Annotated in this window: 16 protein-coding genes; 14 read left to right on the top strand and 2 right to left on the bottom strand. The window is 34.6% G+C overall.

Going from position 1 to position 19319, the window contains the following annotated elements:
- Positions 1–37: 37 nt before the first annotated feature.
- From kdpB to ACHRV0_RS12175, 8 genes are all read left to right on the top strand, one after another.
- Positions 38–2071: a potassium-transporting ATPase subunit KdpB gene (kdpB, locus tag ACHRV0_RS12210; protein WP_395441020.1), complete on the top strand. Its 2034-nt coding sequence runs from the start codon at positions 38–40 to the stop codon at positions 2069–2071.
- A 162-nt stretch (positions 2072–2233) separates the two neighbouring features.
- The gene (locus ACHRV0_RS12205; protein WP_395441019.1) at positions 2234–2785 is read left to right on the top strand and encodes a K(+)-transporting ATPase subunit C; all 552 of its coding nucleotides are present in this window, start codon (positions 2234–2236) and stop codon (positions 2783–2785) included.
- A 399-nt stretch (positions 2786–3184) separates the two neighbouring features.
- Positions 3185–4261: a porin gene (locus tag ACHRV0_RS12200; RefSeq protein ID WP_395441018.1), complete on the top strand. Its 1077-nt coding sequence runs from the start codon at positions 3185–3187 to the stop codon at positions 4259–4261.
- A 214-nt stretch (positions 4262–4475) separates the two neighbouring features.
- Positions 4476–5600, top strand: a complete 1125-nt coding sequence (locus ACHRV0_RS12195; protein WP_035652123.1) for a histidine kinase — start codon at positions 4476–4478, stop codon at positions 5598–5600.
- Between the two features lie 76 nt (positions 5601–5676).
- Positions 5677–7395: an ATP-binding protein gene (locus ACHRV0_RS12190; RefSeq protein ID WP_395441017.1), complete on the top strand. Its 1719-nt coding sequence runs from the start codon at positions 5677–5679 to the stop codon at positions 7393–7395.
- A gap of 59 nt (positions 7396–7454) precedes the next feature.
- Positions 7455–7691, top strand: coding sequence for a hypothetical protein (locus ACHRV0_RS12185; RefSeq protein WP_111376112.1), 237 nt, complete (start codon positions 7455–7457; stop codon positions 7689–7691).
- On the top strand, positions 7673–7972 hold the full coding sequence (locus ACHRV0_RS12180; protein WP_111376111.1) for a type II toxin-antitoxin system RelE/ParE family toxin: 300 nt from the start codon (positions 7673–7675) through the stop codon (positions 7970–7972). The genes ACHRV0_RS12185 and ACHRV0_RS12180 overlap by 19 nt, the downstream gene beginning before the upstream one ends.
- A 135-nt stretch (positions 7973–8107) precedes the next feature.
- The gene (locus ACHRV0_RS12175; RefSeq protein ID WP_395441016.1) at positions 8108–8869 is read left to right on the top strand and encodes a phosphatase PAP2 family protein; all 762 of its coding nucleotides are present in this window, start codon (positions 8108–8110) and stop codon (positions 8867–8869) included.
- A gap of 80 nt (positions 8870–8949) precedes the next feature.
- Here ACHRV0_RS12175 and ACHRV0_RS12170 read toward each other — a convergent pair whose 3' ends face one another.
- Positions 8950–9723, bottom strand: a complete 774-nt coding sequence (locus ACHRV0_RS12170) for a LexA family transcriptional regulator (RefSeq protein ID WP_115889681.1) — start codon at positions 9721–9723, stop codon at positions 8950–8952.
- 88 nt (positions 9724–9811) lie between these two features.
- On the opposite strand from ACHRV0_RS12170, the gene dinB reads away from it, so the two are divergent.
- The 6 genes from dinB to ACHRV0_RS12140 all read left to right on the top strand — a co-directional run bounded on the left by dinB (position 9812) and on the right by ACHRV0_RS12140 (position 17359).
- Positions 9812–10993, top strand: a complete 1182-nt coding sequence (gene dinB / locus ACHRV0_RS12165) for a DNA polymerase IV (RefSeq protein WP_395441015.1) — start codon at positions 9812–9814, stop codon at positions 10991–10993.
- Positions 10993–14046 (top strand): DNA polymerase III subunit alpha, encoded by a 3054-nt coding sequence (locus ACHRV0_RS12160; RefSeq protein WP_395441014.1) that lies wholly within the window; start codon positions 10993–10995, stop codon positions 14044–14046. Before dinB ends, ACHRV0_RS12160 begins: the two co-directional genes overlap by 1 nt.
- Positions 14047–14166: 120 nt before the next feature.
- Positions 14167–15546, top strand: a complete 1380-nt coding sequence (locus ACHRV0_RS12155) for an exonuclease domain-containing protein (protein ID WP_395441013.1) — start codon at positions 14167–14169, stop codon at positions 15544–15546.
- Between the two features lie 24 nt (positions 15547–15570).
- A complete protein-coding gene (locus ACHRV0_RS12150) occupies positions 15571–16197 on the top strand; it encodes an alpha-ketoglutarate-dependent dioxygenase AlkB family protein (protein ID WP_395441012.1) in 627 nt (208 codons plus the stop codon).
- A 155-nt stretch (positions 16198–16352) separates the two neighbouring features.
- Positions 16353–16814 carry a DUF1810 domain-containing protein gene (locus tag ACHRV0_RS12145; RefSeq protein ID WP_395441011.1) on the top strand — a complete coding sequence of 154 codons (462 nt, stop codon included), beginning with the start codon at positions 16353–16355 and terminating at the stop codon, positions 16812–16814.
- Between the two features lie 143 nt (positions 16815–16957).
- The gene (locus ACHRV0_RS12140) at positions 16958–17359 is read left to right on the top strand and encodes an MFS transporter (protein WP_395441010.1); all 402 of its coding nucleotides are present in this window, start codon (positions 16958–16960) and stop codon (positions 17357–17359) included.
- Between the two features lie 114 nt (positions 17360–17473).
- Here the strand turns inward: ACHRV0_RS12140 and ACHRV0_RS12135 are convergent, their stop codons facing one another.
- Positions 17474–18886: an APC family permease gene (locus ACHRV0_RS12135; RefSeq protein WP_395441009.1), complete on the bottom strand. Its 1413-nt coding sequence runs from the start codon at positions 18884–18886 to the stop codon at positions 17474–17476.
- Between the last annotated feature and the right edge of the window lie 433 nt (positions 18887–19319).

Raw genomic sequence — 19319 nt, 5'->3', positions numbered from 1 at the left:
AACATTTAACAAATAACATTTAACTTTTTACAAGAAAATGACAACTAATAAATCCACATCATTGTTTGAAAGTAAACAGGTAAAAGAAGCCTTCGTGCAATCTTTTGTCAAGCTGAATCCAAAAATGATGATCAAAAATCCGGTAATGTTTACCGTAGAAATTGGAACAGCAATTATGTTTGCCGTTTGCATTTCAATATTAATGGGAGCAAACGACCAAGGAAGTCTTACTTATAATCTAATTGTATTCTTCATTTTATTAGCAACTCTATTATTTGCCAATTTCGCTGAAGCTATCGCTGAAGCAAGAGGAAAAGCACAAGCAGACAGTTTAAGAAAAACCAGAGAAGAAACTCCTGCAAGACAAATTTTACCTAACGGAGAAATTAGAAACATCAGCTCTTCGGCATTAAAAAAAGACGATATTTTCGTTTGCGAAGCCGGTGATTTAATTGCTGCCGATGGTGAAATTATTGAAGGTCTGGCAACCATCGACGAAAGTGCTATTACTGGAGAAAGTGCGCCTGTAATTCGGGAAGCTGGTGGAGACAAATCTTCAGTAACTGGAGGAACAAAAGTATTATCTGATAAAATTAAAGTAAAAGTAACTTCTGAACCTGGCGAAAGCTTTTTAGATAAAATGATTGCTTTGGTTGAAGGTGCAAGCCGTCAAAAAACACCAAATGAAATCGCATTAACCATTTTACTAGCCGCATTTACTTTAATCTTCGTGATTGTGTGCGTTACGCTAAAACCGTTTGCCGACTATGCCAACGCACCCATCACGATTGCGGCTTTCATTGCTTTGTTTGTATGTTTAATTCCAACTACAATTGGAGGCTTACTTTCTGCTATTGGTATTGCGGGAATGGACAGAGCTTTACGAGCTAACGTAATCACGAAATCTGGAAAAGCGGTTGAAACTGCTGGAGATATTGATGTACTGCTTTTAGATAAAACAGGAACAATAACAATCGGGAACAGAAAAGCAACCAATTTTTATCCTTCTAAAGGAATTTCAGAGGAAGAATTTATAAAATCTGCTGTGCTTAGTTCATTAGCAGATGATACTCCGGAAGGGAAAAGTATAGTAGAATTGGCAGGAGCCGAAACTGCCAGTAAATTATCTATTGAAGGTGCTACTTTAATCAAATTTACCGCCGAAACGAGAACTTCCGGAGTTATTTTAAAAGATGGTACAAATATTAGAAAAGGTGCGCAAGATGCTGCTAAAAATATCGCACTGCAAGCAGGAAATTCTTTTCCAGATGATACTGCACAACAAGTAATTACGATTTCATCTAACGGAGGAACGCCGCTGGTTGTTATTAAAAACAATGTAGTTCAAGGTGTAATAGAACTTCAGGATATTATAAAAACCGGAATGAAAGAACGTTTTGAGCGCTTACGCAGAATGGGAATCAAAACGGTAATGGTTACAGGTGATAATCCGCTTACAGCAAAATTTATTGCCGAGGCAGCCGGTGTTGATGATTTTATTGCCGAAGCGAAACCTGAGGATAAAATGAACTACATTAGAAAAGAACAGGCCGAAGGAAGATTGGTTGCCATGATGGGTGACGGAACAAATGATGCCCCTGCCCTTGCCCAAGCCAATGTTGGAGTTGCCATGAACAGCGGGACTCAGGCTGCAAAAGAAGCAGGAAACATGGTCGACCTCGACAATGATCCAACAAAATTAATTGAGATTGTTGAAATTGGGAAACAGCTTTTAATGACTCGAGGTACTTTAACTACTTTTTCTATTGCAAATGACGTTGCGAAATATTTTGCTATTGTTCCTGCTCTTTTTATTACTGCGATTCCTGCGCTGCAAGGTTTAAATATTATGCATCTGCACAGTCCTGAAAGCGCAATTTTATCGGCTGTAATTTTCAACGCGATTATCATTCCGATATTGATTCCGCTTGCGCTGAAAGGTGTTGATTATCGTCCAATTGGAGCCAGTGCCATCCTAAAAAGAAACCTTTTAATTTATGGTTTGGGTGGTTTAATTGTTCCTTTTATCGGAATTAAAGTAATTGATTTAATCGTAGCAATCTTTATTTAAGGTTCTTAGGTACTGAGATTCTAAGAGACTAAGGTTTTCTCTTAGAATCGTAAAAACTAGAATCTATCAAAAACTCAATAAAAACATTGGTTCTGAATTGCTAAGTTCTGAGATAAAAAACTTAGAACCTTAGCAACTTAGTCCTTTAGAATCTCAAAAAAAATGAAAAATCTATTTTCTATACTAAAACTTACTGTGGCTACCTTAATCTTGTTCGCAGTTATTTATCCTCTTGCGATTTACGGAATTGCAAAATTAGCTCCAAATCAAGGGAAAGGAGAAACGATTTCGGTTAACGGAAAAGTGGTTGGATACCAAAAAATTGGTCAAAAATTCGATAAGTCGAATTATTTCTGGGGAAGACCTTCTGCCGTTGATTATAATGCTGCCGGAAGTGCCGGAAGCAACAAAGGTCCAAGTAATGCTGAATATTTAGCTTTGGTTCAAAAAAGAATTGATACACTATTGCTTGTTCATCCTTACTTGAAAAAATCTGAAATTCCGGCTGATATGGTAACGGCTTCAGGAAGTGGTTTAGATCCAAATATTTCTCCGCAAGGGGCGCTGATTCAGGTTAAACGAATTGCTAAAGAAAGAAAACTGGATGAAGCTAAAGTAAAAACTTTAGTTGAATCTAAAATTAATTCAGCTGTTGTTGGTCCTGAAACGGTGAATGTTTTGGAATTGAATGTGGCGCTTGATCAGCTTCGATAAAACGAGGTTCTGAGGTTCTGAGTCGCTAAGACACTAAGGTTTTTCTATGCGCATTCTTGTCATTTCGACGGAGGAGAAATCTTCGTTGCAAGATCGACACAGATTGACATTCTTTGCGGAGCTACTTACGAAGATTTCTCTCCCGAAGCCTCGGGATCGAAATGACAAAACAAGACGTTGAATCAAAAACTTTAAAATTAAATCCCTACAAGGTTTCAAAAACCTTGCAGGAAACAAAAACGCCTTTTTTACCCCAAATACTCTAGCCCCGATAGTAGTGAAAATCCTTTTGTACCGGCGTTCGATACAAAAGATTGAAACGGATAGCGGGAAATAGCTCCTAAAAAAAAATCTACTAATAATTAATTACCCTTTCGGGTTTGAATACCACAATTAACAATGAAAAAAATTATACTTACTGCTTTAATCGCTTTTGGTTACAGCAATTTACATGCACAAGAAGAAACAAAAAGTCCATTAACATTTTCAGGATATGTAGAGACTTATTATAGTTATGATTTTGGAAAACCTGAAAATCATACTCGACCAAACTTTTTTTACAATTTTAATAAAAGTAATGAAGTGAATATTAATTTAGGAATGGCAAAAGTAAATTACACCAAAGATAATATTCGTGGTAATTTTGCTCTAATGGCGGGAACTTACGCCGAATACAATATGGCTGCCGAGCAAGGTTTATTGAAAAATATTTACGAGGCGAATGTTGGTGTAAAGATTTCGAAAAACCATAATTTATGGATTGATGCTGGAATCATGCCTTCGCATATTGGTTTTGAAAGTGCGATTGGAAAAGATTGCCAGACTTTATCACGAAGTATTCTGGCTGAAAATTCTCCTTATTATGAAACAGGAGTTAAAATTGGTTACACTTCTGAATCTGGAGAATGGTATTTGGCGGGTATGTACTTAAATGGCTGGCAGCGAATTGAGAAGGTAGAAGGAAATCAAACGCCTGCTTTTGGAACGCAGGTTACTTACAAACCGTCTGATCGAGTTGTTTTAAACTGGAGTACTTATGTTGGAAATGAGCAGCCAGATATCGACAAAAAATGGCGTTATTTTAATAACTTCTACGGACAGTTTAAAGTAACAGAGAAAACAAACATAACGGCTGGTCTTGATGTTGGATCTCAGCAATCGGCTAAAAACAGTAACAAATATGACACTTGGTTTTCGCCAGTTTTGATTCTGCAATATAAACCAACAGATAAAATTCAGCTTGCAGCACGCGGTGAATATTATAGTGATGAAAAAGGTGTAATTATCGCAACTGAAACACCAAATGGTTTTAAAACTTACGGATTTTCAGCTAACTTTGATTACTTAGTTACTGACAATGTAATGTTTAGAATTGAGGCTAGAAATCTTTCGAGTAAAGATGAAATCTTCACAAAAGATAACGTTCCAACAGACACGAACACTTTTGTGACGACTTCGCTGGCGATTAGTTTCTAGGAAAATTTCTTGCCACAGATTGCACAGATTAAAGGGATTTTTTTTTCGCCACGAATTACACAAATTTTCACTAATTTTTATTCAATATAATTCGTGGAAATTTGTGTAATTCGTGGCAAATAAATCTACACACAGATATTTAAAAAATCCTTTTAATCTGTGCAATCTGTGGCTTAAAAAAACTTTGTGACTTAGCGCCTTAGCGGCAAAAAATATGGAAAACGAAAATAATAACGCACAGCACTTTCTCGATTTAATTCAGAAATCACGAAAGGGAAAGTTCAAAATCTACATTGGAATGAGTGCCGGTGTGGGCAAGACTTTTCGTATGCTTCAGGAAGCGCATTCGTTATTAAAAAACGGAATCGATGTAAAAATTGGCTACATCGAAACGCACATGCGAAAAGAAACTCATGAATTATTAGCAGGATTGCCTATAATCCCTAGACGGACTATTTTTTATAAAGGAAAGGAACTCGAAGAACTCGATGTTCAGGCGATTATCAACCTTCGTCCAGAAGTTGTGATTGTTGATGAATTGGCGCATACAAACGTTGAAGGAAGCAAAAATGAGAAACGCTGGCAGGATGTTTTAGAGATCTTGGAAGCTGGAATTAATGTCATTTCGGCGGTTAATATTCAGCATATTGAAAGTTTAAATGAAGATGTCAAACGTATTACAAATATTGATGTTCAGGAACGAATTCCTGATAATGTTTTACGATTGGCAGATGAAGTCGTTAATATCGATTTAACATCAGAAGATTTGATTGCGCGTTTGAAAGAAGGAAAAATTTATACTCCAGATAAAATTCAGACGGCTTTAACGAACTTTTTTAAATCGGAACAGATTTTACAACTTCGAGAACTGGCTTTGAAAGAAGTAGCGAGTCAGGTCGTTCGAAAAGTCGAAAATGAAGTTCCGAATCTTCATGCTTTACGACATGAGAAATTGTTGGCCTGCATTAGCAGTAATGATAAAACGGCTAAAATTGTGATTAGAAAAACAGCAAGACTTTCCAGTTATTATAACGGATTGTGGTATGTTTTATATGTGGAAACTCCGCAGGAAAGCAGTAATAAAATTGCTTTGGACAAACAAAGACATTTAATTAATAATTTTAAACTCGCCGTGCAATTAGGCGCTGAAGTTATTAAACTGGAAAACAGTAATATTGCCGATGCGATTTTGGCAACCGTAGAAGAAAAACAAATTACAACAGTCTGCATTGGAAAACCGCATTTGAATTTATTTAAAGTAATTTTGTCTACAACAATTTTTAGACGTTTGTTGAATAAACTGTCTTTATCAAATGTTGATCTTGTGATATTATCGTAAAATGTTTTATGTGAAATGTAAGATGTTGTTTTTCATTTCACATTTTACAAACAGCATTTCACACAAAAAATAAAATATGAGAATTAAAACCAAATTGAATCTGGGAGTTGGATTGTTATTTTTAATGATCATCATACTTTCGTTAGTGAGCGGTTATTCTGTTTTTTTGATAAAAGCAGATACCGAGAATATTCTGAAAGCGAATTATAATACGCTGGAATATTCGCGAAATATGATTTTGTCTTTGGATGAAATTAAAGCGAGCCCTGATAGCAAGATTCATGTTTTCAAAGAATATCTTGAAAAACAAACGCAAAATGTTACCGAACCGGGAGAAAAAGAAGCAACCGAGAACCTTGAAAAAAGTTTTACGCTTTTAGAACAAAACGGAGCAAACGAAACCATAAAAGCAAAAATCAGACAGGATATTTTTGCCATCATGAAACTGAATCTGGATGCTATAAAACAGAAAAGCGATATTGCCAAACATACCGCCGAAAATGCTAATTTATGGATTGCTATTGTGGGAAGTTTATGTTTTTTGATTGCTTTTAATTTATTGGTTAATCTCCCAAATAATATTGCCAATCCAATAAAGGAATTAACGCTGAGTATCAAGGAAATTGCGAATAAAAACTATTCTGAACGCGTTCATTTTACGAGTCATAGCGAATTTGGAGATTTGGCCAAATCGTTTAATACGATGGCGCAGAAACTTCAGGAATATAATGACAGTAATTTGTATAAACTCTTTTTTGAAAAGAAACGACTGGAAACTTTAGTCAATAATATGAACGATCCTATTATTGGTCTTGATCATGAAGGAATTGTTTTGTTTGCCAATGATGAAGCACTGAAAATTGTTGGTCTGAAACTGGAAGATGTTATCGGGAAATCGGCTTCTACTCTAGCCTTGTCGAATGATTTGATTCGTTCTTTGATTTTAAAAGAGGATGAAGATTCACCTAAAAAACAACCACTTAAAATTTACGCGCACGGAAAAGAAAGTTATTTCGAAAAAGAAATTCTGAACATTACCATAATTCCGACAGGTGAAGAAAAAGAAATCAATATTGGTGATGTTATTATTCTGCGAAATATTACGCTTTTTAAAGAACTGGATTTTGCCAAAACCAACTTTATTGCAACCGTTTCACACGAATTAAAAACACCAATTGCTTCGATAAAATTAAGCCTGAAATTGCTTGAAAATGAAAAAACAGGCGACATGAACGAAGACCAAAAACAATTGGTTGAAAGCATAAAAGACGATAGTCAACGCTTATTAAAAATTACAGGCGAATTGCTTAATCTATCTCAATTAGAAACGGGAAATATTCAGTTAAATATCGAAAAAAGCAATCCGCATGAAATTGTAAATTATGCTGTTGAAGCGGTAAAAGTTCAGGCTGATCAAAAACAGATTAAATTAGTAATTGATGCCGATGAAAATCTAGAAGACGTAAAAGCCGACAGCGAAAAAACAGGCTGGGTTTTGATTAATTATTTGTCGAATGCAATCAGATATTCTTCTGAAAAAAGTACCATTCACATCAAACTTAAAAAAGAACTAAATCAAATTGTCTTTCAGGTTATCGATACCGGAAAAGGAATTGATGCAAGATATAAAGACAAAGTTTTTGATAAATATTTTCAGGTTCCTGGAAGTCAGAAATCCGGAACGGGATTGGGTTTAGCCATTAGCAAAGAATTTATTGAGGCACAAAATGGAAATGTTGGTGTTGAGAGTAATTTGGGATTGGGAAGTACCTTTTGGTTTTCGTTGAAAGTATAAATTATTTAACAGTATTTTGAAAATAAATCTTTAATTTTGAGTATTAAAAAGAATTTGATATGGACATGACAGCGCAAATAAAAGAAAATTTGATCTCCAGAATTAGAGATTCTAAAGACATGAATTTTTTAAAAGCACTTCAAACTATTTTTGATTCTTCAGAACAGTCATTATATGAATTAAATGCTGAACAACAATCTTCTATCGAAACAAGCCGAAATCAGATAAAAAATGGCGAATTTCATAAAAATGAAGATGTAATTTCAGAGATGAGAGAATGGCTAAAAAAGAAATAATCTGGTCTGATCTTGCTAAACTTGAATTTTCAAATGTTCTTGAGTTTTATGTTTTCAGGAATGGAAATTCTGATTACAGCTTAAAAATTCTTGAAGAAGTTGAAGATTTATTAGAAACTCTTTCTAATAATGAGTTTATCGGAAGGCTTACTTCAAATAAAATCACTCGCGTTATTCCAATGAAAATTTATTTGATTTTTTATGAAATTAATAACAATCAAATAGAAGTATTATCTTTTTGGGACAATCGTCAAAATCCTGAAAAAAGGAAAATAAAATAAGACTCTTATTTAGCCAATCTTAATCCAACTATCACATTTAAAACCAACAAATTAATATTCACTTAAGGTTCAATTAAGAGAAAAATAGTTGGCAAAAACCTTCGTTAATATTGCAAAATATAACGACAACGAAAGATGTTTTACAAAACAGTTTCTCTACTATTTCTATTCGGATTATTTTCAGCAAATGCACAGCAAAATGATTCGATCACAAAAATTGACAGCACTTCCAATCATTTAAAATTTAATTACAAACAATTAATTATTCCGAGCGTATTAATTGGTTATGGTGTAATTGGTTTAGAAAGTGATCAGCTTTTGAGTTTTAATCATCAAATTAAGGATGAAGTTACTGAAGATATCGACGAGAAAGTTACTATTGACGATTTCTCGCAATATGCGCCTGCCGTATCTGTTTATGCGTTGAATGCTTTTGGAGTAAAAGGTAAAAATAATATGCGCGACCGTTCTGTAATACTTGTGACTTCGTATGCAATTATGGCTACAACAGTTTTAAGTTTAAAATCGATTTCACATGTAGAAAGACCTGACGGAAGTTCGAACAACTCCTTCCCTTCCGGACACACCGCAACTGCATTTATGGGTGCCGAATTTTTATACCAAGAATATAAAGACAAATCGATTTGGTACGGAATTGCGGGTTATGCCGTTGCTACTGGAACGGGACTTTTTAGAATCTACAATAATCGTCATTGGCTGACAGATGTCGCTGCGGGAGCAGGAATTGGGATTTTGAGTACCAAAATTGCGTATTGGATTAATCCATATATTACTAAAAAGCTATTCAAATCTTCTTCTGAAAATAAATCAACTTCTATGATAATGCCTTTTTATAATGGACAGCAATATGGGTTGAGTTTTGCGAAAGTCTTTTAGTTTTTTTTGCCACAAAGGCTCTAAGACACAAAGTTTTTTTGAATAGCTTTGTGGCTTAGAGCCTTCGTGGCAAACTCTTTTTACGTATTAGAAGTATTATTCTTAATCTCTCGAACTTCACGTTTCAATTCTAAGAGCAAATCTTTCATTGCTCCAGTTTCCGTTGTTTCTTGTTTTTTATCCGAACGGCCGATGTTGCATTCGTATTCCCAAATCTCCAAAATATCAGAAGCTTTCACTTCATAATTCGGATAAAAACTGTTGTCGGATTCTAAAACCAGAGCGTTCTTTTTGTTTTTGTTCAGACGTTTATAAACCATTCCTTCATTTTTGGTAATAAGAATATAGGTTTTCCCATCCATAACCTCTCCCAGCTTTTCCACATAACGACCAATAATGATAGAGCCATCTTCGTGTGGAGGCATTGAATCGCCTTCAACGGGAAATCCACGATGTTTTCCTGGTCCTAAAAAAGGAAGTGTAATCTGCTGTAAACTTTCAATATATTCTGGATCAGCATATCCGTTTAGATAACCTGCTTTTGCTTTTTGAGATACAATTTCAATAAAATTTTCTCCAAAACTATCCACTTGGATAGGTAAAATAAGTCGGTTGCCTTCTAGTTTTATCAAATTTTGCACATCAATTTTGCGGATATCGACAGATAATATCAAGTCAATACTCATATGAAAATATAAGGCAATCTTCTTTAAAATGTCATACGGTGCTTCCGAAGTTCCGTCTTCGTATTTCACGTATCTTCCTCTTGTAATACTTAGGTTTTCAGCTAATTTTTCTTGTGATATTTTATGCTTAACCCTTAGTGCTCTGATGTTGTCTGAAAATAAGGACATAATTAATTTGTTATAATTTGGAACAGCAAATATACAAAAAATTGTTATCACCTGTGCTAATTTTGTTCCATACAAAAACAAAAGGAAAATGGCACGGGCAATTGTACATATGGATTTGGATACCTTTTTTGTATCCTGCGAAAGACGCACCAACTCAGAACTTAACGGAATTCCGCTTATTATAGGTGGCGGAGACCGCGGTGTTGTGGCATCTTGTTCGTATGAAGCCCGAAAATATGGAGTCCGTTCTGCCATGCCAATTCGTATGGCGTTAAAACTTTGCCCAGACGCAAAAGTGATGAAAGGCGACATGGAATTATATTCGCAACTTTCTCATGATGTAACCGAAATTCTTCAGGAAAAAGCGCCTGTTTTAGAAAAAGCAAGTATCGATGAATTTTATATGGACATTACCGGAATGGATAAATTCCACGGAAGTTATAAATGGACAAATGAATTGGCTCAAAAAGTCATTAAGGAAACCGGACTTCCAATTAGTTTTTCGTTATCCATCAACAAAACCGTTTCTAAAATTGCGACTGGCGAAGGCAAACCTGTTGGGAATCTTCAAATTCCGGAACAAGAAGTACAAGACTTTTTAAATCCGCTTTCGATTCAGAAAATTCCAATGGTTGGTGCTGTGACTTTTCAGCTTTTGTCTAGAATCGGCGTTCGTAAAATTCAGACTTTGGCCGAAATGCCTGCTGAGGTTTTACAGCAGATGATTGGTAAAAATGGTTTGGAACTTTGGAAAAAAGCACACGGAATTGATCATACTCCCGTTGAACCTTATACGGAAAGAAAATCAATTTCGACCGAAACAACTTTTTCACAGGACACTATCGATCTTGCAAAACTGCGAAGAATATTATTAGGAATGGTCGAAAAACTGGCTTTTCAGCTTCGTGCGGAACAATGGCTTACTTCAACGGTTACGGTTAAAATACGTTATGCCAATTTTGATACCGAAACCAAACAATGCCGAGTAGCTTATACTTCAGCCGATCATATTCTGACTAAAAATGTAACAGAACTTTTCGAGAAAGTGTATCAGCGTCGTATGCGATTGCGCTTGATTGGCGTTCGCTTCAGCGGATTGGTGCGCGGTACTTATCAAATTGATCTTTTTGAAGACACTCAAGAAATGCTTTCGCTTTATGAAGCGATGGATAAAATGAAAAAACGTTATGGATTTGATGCTGTAATGCGCTGTGCAGGAGCTCACTTTAAACCAAACACTAAAGACGAAATTTTAAAACGCAACAAATAATGTATCTTAATTGTCATTCATACCATTCATTACGTTACGGCACAATTCCGCTTAAGGAATTGATCAGCCAAGCCGTTTCATTTGGTATAAAAGCAATGGCATTAACAGATATTAATACCGTAACAGGCATTTATGATTTTATAAAAGCTTGTCAGGAAAACGGAATCAAACCTTTAGTAGGAATAGAATTTCGCTGCCATCATCAATTCCGATTTATTGGTTTGGCTCAAAATACAGAAGGTTTAGCTGAAATGAATCGGTTTTTAACCGAACATAATTTCAGCGGAGAAAACCTGCCTTTGACTGCACCCGAATTTAAATCGGTTTTTGTGATTTATACTTTAGAAAATGCTCCGAAAGTACTTCGCAAGAATGAATTTATCGGTATTCGTCCTGAAGAAATTTCGAGGCTTTTTACATCAGAACACAAAAATAAAATTGCTCAGATGGTAGTTTTACAGCCTGTAATTTTTAGAACCAAAACAGAATACAATCTGCATAAAATCCTTCGGGCAATTGACACTAATATTATTTTGTCAAAACTTACAGAAGCCGATTACTGCAAAGTTTCGGATATCATGCAACCGGTAGAATCTCTTTTGCCTTTCTATGAAAAATATCCTGAAATTATAAGCAATACACAAAAAATCATTGATTCCTGTAATTTCGAATATGATTTTGAAACTCCAAAAAATAAAAGATTCTATACCAAAAGCCGTCAGGAAGATTTAGAAAAACTTACTGATTTGGCTTGGGAAGGATTTAAAAATCGTTATGCTAAAGATAATTTAGAAGCAAAAGCGCGTGTAGCAAAAGAATTAAAAGTGATTGATGAATTAGAATTCAGCGGTTATTTTTTAATTACTTGGGATATTATTCAGTACAGTAATAGTCAAGGTTTTATGCACATTGGACGCGGAAGCGGTGCCAACAGCATCATTGCATATTGTCTCGGAATTACCGATATCTGCCCAATCGAGTTAGATTTATATTTTGAACGTTTTTTAAACCTCAACCGTAAAACGCCGCCTGATTTTGACATTGACTGGAGCTGGCAGGAACGCAATATAATTTTGGAATATATCTTCGGAAAATATGGTAAAAATCATGTTGCTTTCTGCGGTACGAATGTTGAATTTAAATACCGATCTATATTTAGGGAAGTTGGAAAAGTTTTTGGGCTTCCGAAAGAAGAACTTGATATGCTGGCTAAAAATCCAATGGCTTTGCATGAAACCAATAAAATTGTAAAACTGGTTCAGCAATACGGAATGCTGCTCGAAAAATATCCAAACCAACGCAGTATGCATGCGTGCGGAATTCTGATTTCTGAAGAGCCAATTACGAATTACACACCTTTAGAAATGCCTCCAAAAGGATTTCCAATCGTGCTTTTTGACATGCATATTGCAGAAGAAATTGGTTTTGAAAAATTCGATATTCTTAGTCAGCGAGGCATTGGGCATATTGATGACAGCGTAAAACTGATTGCTAAAAACCGAGGGATAAAAGTTGACATTCGTAATACTTCGATTTCTAAAGATGAGGCTTTGTGTAATGTTTATCTGGCACAGGGAAAAACGATTGGCTGTTTTTATATCGAAAGTCCGGCGATGCGCGGTTTATTACGTCGATTGAATTGTGATAATTATAAAATTCTGGTTGCTGCTTCGTCTATTATTCGTCCCGGAGTTGCACAATCGGGAATGATGAAGGAGTATATTTTTCGTCATAATAATCCAAATCAGTTTGAATATTTTCATGAAGTTTTCAAAGAACAGCTTGGCGAGACCTACGGTATTATGGTCTATCAGGAAGATGTTATCAAAATCGCTTTACATTACGGCGGACTTCCCGCTGCTGACGGCGATATTCTTCGTCGTGCCATGTCTGGGAAAGGAAGATCTTTGGAGGCTCTGCAAAAAGTAAAAAATAATTTCTTTGAGAGTTGTGCTCAAAAAGGGCATCCATTATCGCTGAGTCAGGAAATTTATCGCCAGATCGAATCTTTTGCGGGATATTCTTTCTGCAAAGCACATTCGGCTTCTTATGCTGTTGAAAGTTATCAGAGTTTATATCTCAAAGTGTATTATCCTATTGAGTTTATGACTGCGGTAATCAATAATCAGGGCGGATTTTACAGAACGGAAGTGTATGTACATGAAGCACGAATGTCTGGCGGAACGATTCATAATCCGTGCGTGAATAAAAGCGAATATCAGACTACTTTATATGGCACGGATATTTACCTCGGCTTTATGCACATTCAAAGTTTAGAATCGAAAACGGCACATTTAATTGAAGAAGACCGAAATAAAAATGGTGATTATATTTCTTTAGAAGATTTCATCAATCGTATTCCAATAGGGATTGAAAATATTAAAATTTTGATTTTCATAGGTGCTTTTCGTTTTACAGAAAAAACTAAAAACCAGCTTTTGGTTATTGCTAGTTTGCTCTTGAACAATTTTAAACCTGAAAACAGAAATTTAAAACTTTTACAGGAACCTGTTAAAGAATATAAACTTCCTACTTTGGAGCGTTCTGTTTTTGAAGATGCTTTTGACGAAATCGAATTGTTGAGTTTTCCTGTTTCGTGTACGGTTTTTGACATTTTGCAAACCAAACATCGCGGTGATATTATGGCTAAAGATTTAGTCAAATATCATAAAAGACAAGTTCGAATGCTGGCGTATTTGATTTCTAGAAAACACGTCCCTACAAAAAAAGGAACTATGTATTTTGGAACCTGGATTGATCATGAAGGTACTTATTTTGATACGGCACATTTTCCTGACAGCTTAGAAAAATATCCGTTTCAGGGAGGCGGATGCTATTTATTATTAGGAAATGTTGAGGTTGATTATCATTTTCCAACGATCACCATTACTAAAATGGCAAAAATGCCTTTTATTCCAGATCCTCGTTATATGGATGCTAAAGACCAATATAAAACACAAAACCAAATTAAAGAAGATATAAGCCTAACACATAGAAAGCCTTATCCATCGGATCATGAAATTAATTTGCCGAGACATAGGATGAAGTTTTAGTAATCAGTGTTCAGAATTTAGTGTTCAGTTCTCGGTCACAATCACAGTATTTAACTGAACACTAAATTCTGAACACTGAACACTAAAAAATAACTAAAGAAGAACTTACGTTATATAAAGATGAAAAATACGGAATATGCTATAGTCGATATTGAAACCACAGGCGGAAATGCCAGTGGCAGCCGCATTACAGAAATTGCCATTATTATTCATGATGGTACAAAAGTGTTGGATCGTTATGAAACTCTTGTAAATCCAGAACAGGATATCCCTCTTTCTATTTTTGGATTAACGGGTATTAATAACGAAATGGTGGCGAACGCACCTATTTTTGATGATATTTCAGAGAAAGTATTGGAAATGCTTACCGATCGCATTTTTGTTGCTCATAATGTAAACTTCGATTATTCATTTATTCACCATCAGCTGGAGCAAGCGGGCTTTAAATGGTCAGCACAAAAACTTTGTACAGTTCGCGCAGCAAGAAAAATCAAGCCGGGTTTAGGTTCTTACAGTTTAGGAAATCTTTGCAATTCTTTAAATATATCCCTAGAAAACAGACACCGCGCTGGTGGAGATGCAGATGCGACTGCTGTATTATTCTCTCTTCTGTTAGAATGGGATGATGCGGGAGAAATCGAGAATATGATCAAAAAAACGGCTCAAGATCAGCGCTTACCTCCTAACCTTCCTCCAGATGAATTTAATAATTTACCTGAAAAACCAGGTGTATATTATTTTTATAATCAGGCGAAAAAAGTGATTTATGTTGGAAAAGCTATCAATGTAAAAAAACGTGTGGCATCGCACTTTAGCGGTAATAATATCAATTCTCAAAGACAGCATTTCTTGAGAGATATTCACGGAATTTCCTTTGAAATCTGCGCTACCGAATTAATGGCACTTTTGTTAGAATGCACCGAAATAAAACAGCTTTGGCCAACCTACAATAGAGCATTAAAACGTTTTGAAGCAAAATTTGGCATTTATCAATATGAAGCACGAAACGGTTACAAATATTTGGCCGTTGGAAAACTGAGTAAATTTCAAACTTGCATTCATGAATTTAACAGCATGCATAACGCTATAAATCTACTCCGAGATCTGTCTGCACAATTTGAAATTGATCAAAGATTCTGCAAATATTCCAGACCCGAAGAAGGAGAACTTCCGCAAAATAATGACGTCAGAAATCTGCCTGATGTTTTGTTTCATAACGAACAAGTTGATAATGCTATTGATTTTTTATTGAACAACAGACCTTCTTTTGCTATTATAGACAAAGGAAGATCAAAAGAGGAACGCAGTTGTATTTGGATTGAAAACGGTCATTTTTATGGTATGGGTTATATTCCATCAGATATTTCGATTCATGATCCTGAAGAAGTAAAAAACTATGTTACGACTTATAAAAGCAATCAATATATAGAACAATTGATTTTTGCTTTCGCAGAAAAATATCCTCGAAAAGTATTCTTCAATAAGCATTTTCAGAATTAAACCTGAACTTAGAAAATTTAAGTTATGACACTATTTAACGACACCGAATTATTTGCGACTGGTTTGGAAGGCAAAAAAATATTTGACATTCCTGACTCAGAACTTATTCTTATAGATAATTTCTTTAGTAAAGAAGAATCCGATCGTTTATATGAAAGAATACTTCGCAAGACCAAATGGAGAGAATATGAAATGGAAATTTATGATAAAACGTATACTGTTCCCCGAATGATTTCTTGGTATGAAGACAAAGATAACCCCGGAGCTGATCTAAATGGACCTGACTGGACTTATGATTTATTAACTATTCGAGGACGCGTTGAAAGAGAAACGCAGCTTGATTTTAACAGCCTCCTTTTAAATTTGTACCGAAATGGAAATGACGGTGTAGGATGGCACAGCGACAAAGAACATAACACAGGACCTAATCCGGTTATTGCTTCGATAACTTTTGGAGAAACGAGAATGTTCAGACTCCGACATAAGTACAGCAAGGAAATTCCACAGGTCGAAATTCCGCTGCATCACGGTTCTTTTTTATTAATGTCTGGAACTACAAATAGTTTTTGGCAGCATCAGGTTCCCAAAACAGCACGGCCTGTTTTACCCAGAATAAATTTGACTTTTAGACAAACTAAACGAAGCATATAATGTATAAACAACTCTAAATGAGCTTTTTCTTACTCAATAACGATGAGGAAAATTCTGCAAAAAAAAGTTAAATTACTCACTACGTGCACCTTTTATTAGGCAGACCCTTTCTTTTTTAGTACTTTTGCAACCCTTTTTTAAATACAATACCACAAATGGCATATTCAAACAATGATTTAGCGCGCTTTTTAGATGCGCAGAATAAACTTTATCTTACCGCACTTTCAGAAATTAAAAAAGGAAAGAAAGAAACTCACTGGATGTGGTTCATTTTTCCGCAGGTTAAAGGATTAGGTAAAAGCGATACAGCAAATCTTTATGCAATTGCCGATTTAAAAGAAGCCTCAGATTTTTTGGATCATCCTATTTTAGGAAAACATCTTATTGAGATTTCAGAGCTGTTATTAACTTTTAAAAGAAAGTCAGCTGATGGAATTTTTGGGGATTTAGATGCTCGAAAATTACGTTCGTCTATGACGCTTTTTTCTATGACTGAAAATACAAATCCGATATTTCAAGAAATATTAGATGCTTTTTTCTCGGGAGAATCAGACCCGCTTACTATTTCTATTATTAATTCAACTATAAAATCTTCTGTTGAACCCGCTGTTGTATAACAGTCTCAATAGATTATTTGACATCAAAAGACACTGTTTTTCTAAGCAGTGTCTTTTTTTTATGATTCAAGATTAGCAGCTCACTATTTTTTTATTGTCCGCAGATTTTTTAGTTTTATATTGTACTCTCAAAAAACTAAACCATGACCGAAAAAATCAAAACCCTGCAAATTATTCATCTTGCAGTTTGTGCAGGAACAATCCTTGCTTATTTCTTTTTAGGAGAACTTTCAATTGAAAAATTAAAAAATGTCCCCACTATAGATTCATCGTCAATTGTATATGTTTGTATCCCTGTTTTGGCTTTCGTTTTAAGTACATTTTTGTTTAAATCACAATTAAAACAAATCGATCCAAAATTAAAAACGGAAGACAAATTGCCCGTTTATCAAACTGCTTCTATAATGCGATGGGCAGTTCTAGAAGGTGCTGCTTTTCTAATATTATTTTTAAAACCTGATTTTATATTATTTGGGATTCTTATTATAATATATTTGATTTTTTTAAGACCTACTGAGGAAAGAATTAATAATGATTTGGGTTAAACTTCATAAAAATTTTCTTCGTGGAAATTTAATGTATTTTAATTATAACGAAAAAACGCCTTATGAATAAGGCGCTTTTTTTATCTAGATATTACTTTTTGCTCCAAGCTGGTACTAAACTTCTTTTGGTTTTGTTAGATAATAAACCGGAATTCCTGTAAGCATAATCAATACGCCCCAACCGCAAGTTGAAAATTTTACAACAAGCAATGATATACAAATTGCTGTTGCAATTATTATATACAACATTGGTAAAAAAGGATATCCAAACGCTTTATAAGGTCTTTCAATATCTGGCATTTTCTTGCGTAAGATAAAAATTCCATAAATCGTTAGAATATAAAAAATCAAAACAATGATGATTACAAAATCTAACAAATCACCATATTTACCTGTAAGACATAAAGCGGAAGCCCAGATACACTGCGCCCAAAGTGCCCAAGCGGGTACGCTTGAACTATTTAAAACGGCAGCTTTTTTAAAAAACAAACCATCGTTTGCCATTGTATAATAAACTCTTGCGCCAGCCATAATTAATCCGTTATTGCAGGCAAAAGTCGAAATCATAATCATTATTGCAATAATCAAAGTCCCTATATTTCCAAAAATATATTGTGATGCTACAACCGCCACACGATCAGATTTTGCTGTTGCGATTTCATCAAGCGGAATTACTGCCAAGTACATAATATTTGTAAGAACGTAAATAATTGTAACAATAAAAGTTCCTAAAAATAAACTGAAACCAACATTACGTTTTGGATTTTTAATTTCGCCGGCAATAAAAGTAACTCCGTTCCATGCATCACTCGAAAATAAAGAACCAACCATTGCTGCCGAAATTCCAGTAATTAAAGCCGTACCTCCAATTGGTAACCAAGAACCGCTTTCTTTGTCAAACGAACGTGTATTCCAAGCGTCAGCCCAGTTAGCATCCCATACAGAAGCTTTTGCTGCAAGCGTTAATCCAAAAATAATTAATCCTAATAATGATAAAATCTTGATAATTGTTAAAACGGTTTGCAGAATTTTACCGTTTTTTACTCCTCGACTATTAATATATGTCAATAAAATTATGGTAAATATTGAGACTAACTGCGCTGCATTGAGCTTAAAAGCACCTATCTCGTACAATATATTTTCATCGCTAAAGGGTTCGTACAAATAGGCAGCAAATTTTGAAAAAGCAACTCCAACGGCGGCAATTGTACCAGTTTGAATTACTGCAAAGAAACTCCAGCCATACAAAAATGCAATTAACTTATTGTATGCTTCTTTTAGATACACATATTGTCCTCCGGCTTTTGGAAACATTGCGCTTAATTCTCCATAACTTACAGCGGCAATAACAGTTATTAATCCTGAAATTAACCAAATTAGGGTGAGCCATCCTGCTGAACCTACTTGTCTGGCGATATCAGCACTTACAATAAATATTCCAGATCCAATCATAGAACCAACCACAAGCATGGTTCCGTCTAATAATCCGAGTTCTCTTTTAAAATTTTCTTGGTCGTTTTCTTGCATTTTTTTGGTTTTTGGTTGGTTAAAGATATACTTTTTTCCGAAATCTTATAATTTCACTTTCTAATTTTTAAAATTCAAAACTCTAATTCAAAAAATTAAAATTACTACTTCATATTTAATCTTCTTAAAGGTAAAAAGCATAACTGTTTTTAGTAAAATATATTTAGAATTACTTCTTATTACAAATGTTAATTGCTTAAAAAAAACAAAAACACATTAAACAAAAATCAAATAAAAACATCTTTTATATAGATATCTTCTAACCAACAAAGTCTTGTCTTATTCCTTTAAAAAGAATAAAAAACAACATTACAGCTAAACTACACAAGTGTAAATTACTAATAATCAAATAATTAACAAATAATCTGTTTAAAAAAATTAATCTAAAAAAGAAAATAGGTTAATTGTAAAACCCAATCGTTTTTTTACTAAT

The sequence above is a fragment of the Flavobacterium sp. FlaQc-30 genome, assembly GCF_044005885.1.
Classification (GTDB): Bacteria; Bacteroidota; Bacteroidia; order Flavobacteriales; family Flavobacteriaceae; genus Flavobacterium.
The sequence above is the reverse complement of the archived record's forward strand: the minus strand, read 5'-3'. Positions and strand labels throughout refer to the sequence as shown.

Bases quoted from the DNA above. Each gene is read 5' to 3' on its own strand.
- kdpB (WP_395441020.1), top strand. From the start codon at position 38: ATGACAACTAATAAATCCACATCATTGTTTGAAAGTAAACAGGTAAAA.
- ACHRV0_RS12205 (WP_395441019.1), top strand. From the start codon at position 2,234: ATGAAAAATCTATTTTCTATACTAAAACTTACTGTGGCTACCTTAATC.
- ACHRV0_RS12200 (WP_395441018.1), top strand. From the start codon at position 3,185: ATGAAAAAAATTATACTTACTGCTTTAATCGCTTTTGGTTACAGCAAT.
- ACHRV0_RS12195 (WP_035652123.1), top strand. From the start codon at position 4,476: ATGGAAAACGAAAATAATAACGCACAGCACTTTCTCGATTTAATTCAG.
- ACHRV0_RS12190 (WP_395441017.1), top strand. From the start codon at position 5,677: ATGAGAATTAAAACCAAATTGAATCTGGGAGTTGGATTGTTATTTTTA.
- ACHRV0_RS12185 (WP_111376112.1), top strand. From the start codon at position 7,455: ATGGACATGACAGCGCAAATAAAAGAAAATTTGATCTCCAGAATTAGA.
- ACHRV0_RS12180 (WP_111376111.1), top strand. From the start codon at position 7,673: ATGGCTAAAAAAGAAATAATCTGGTCTGATCTTGCTAAACTTGAATTT.
- ACHRV0_RS12175 (WP_395441016.1), top strand. From the start codon at position 8,108: ATGTTTTACAAAACAGTTTCTCTACTATTTCTATTCGGATTATTTTCA.
- ACHRV0_RS12170 (WP_115889681.1), bottom strand. From the start codon at position 9,723: ATGTCCTTATTTTCAGACAACATCAGAGCACTAAGGGTTAAGCATAAA.
- dinB (WP_395441015.1), top strand. From the start codon at position 9,812: ATGGCACGGGCAATTGTACATATGGATTTGGATACCTTTTTTGTATCC.
- ACHRV0_RS12160 (WP_395441014.1), top strand. From the start codon at position 10,993: ATGTATCTTAATTGTCATTCATACCATTCATTACGTTACGGCACAATT.
- ACHRV0_RS12155 (WP_395441013.1), top strand. From the start codon at position 14,167: ATGAAAAATACGGAATATGCTATAGTCGATATTGAAACCACAGGCGGA.
- ACHRV0_RS12150 (WP_395441012.1), top strand. From the start codon at position 15,571: ATGACACTATTTAACGACACCGAATTATTTGCGACTGGTTTGGAAGGC.
- ACHRV0_RS12145 (WP_395441011.1), top strand. From the start codon at position 16,353: ATGGCATATTCAAACAATGATTTAGCGCGCTTTTTAGATGCGCAGAAT.
- ACHRV0_RS12140 (WP_395441010.1), top strand. From the start codon at position 16,958: ATGACCGAAAAAATCAAAACCCTGCAAATTATTCATCTTGCAGTTTGT.
- ACHRV0_RS12135 (WP_395441009.1), bottom strand. From the start codon at position 18,886: ATGCAAGAAAACGACCAAGAAAATTTTAAAAGAGAACTCGGATTATTA.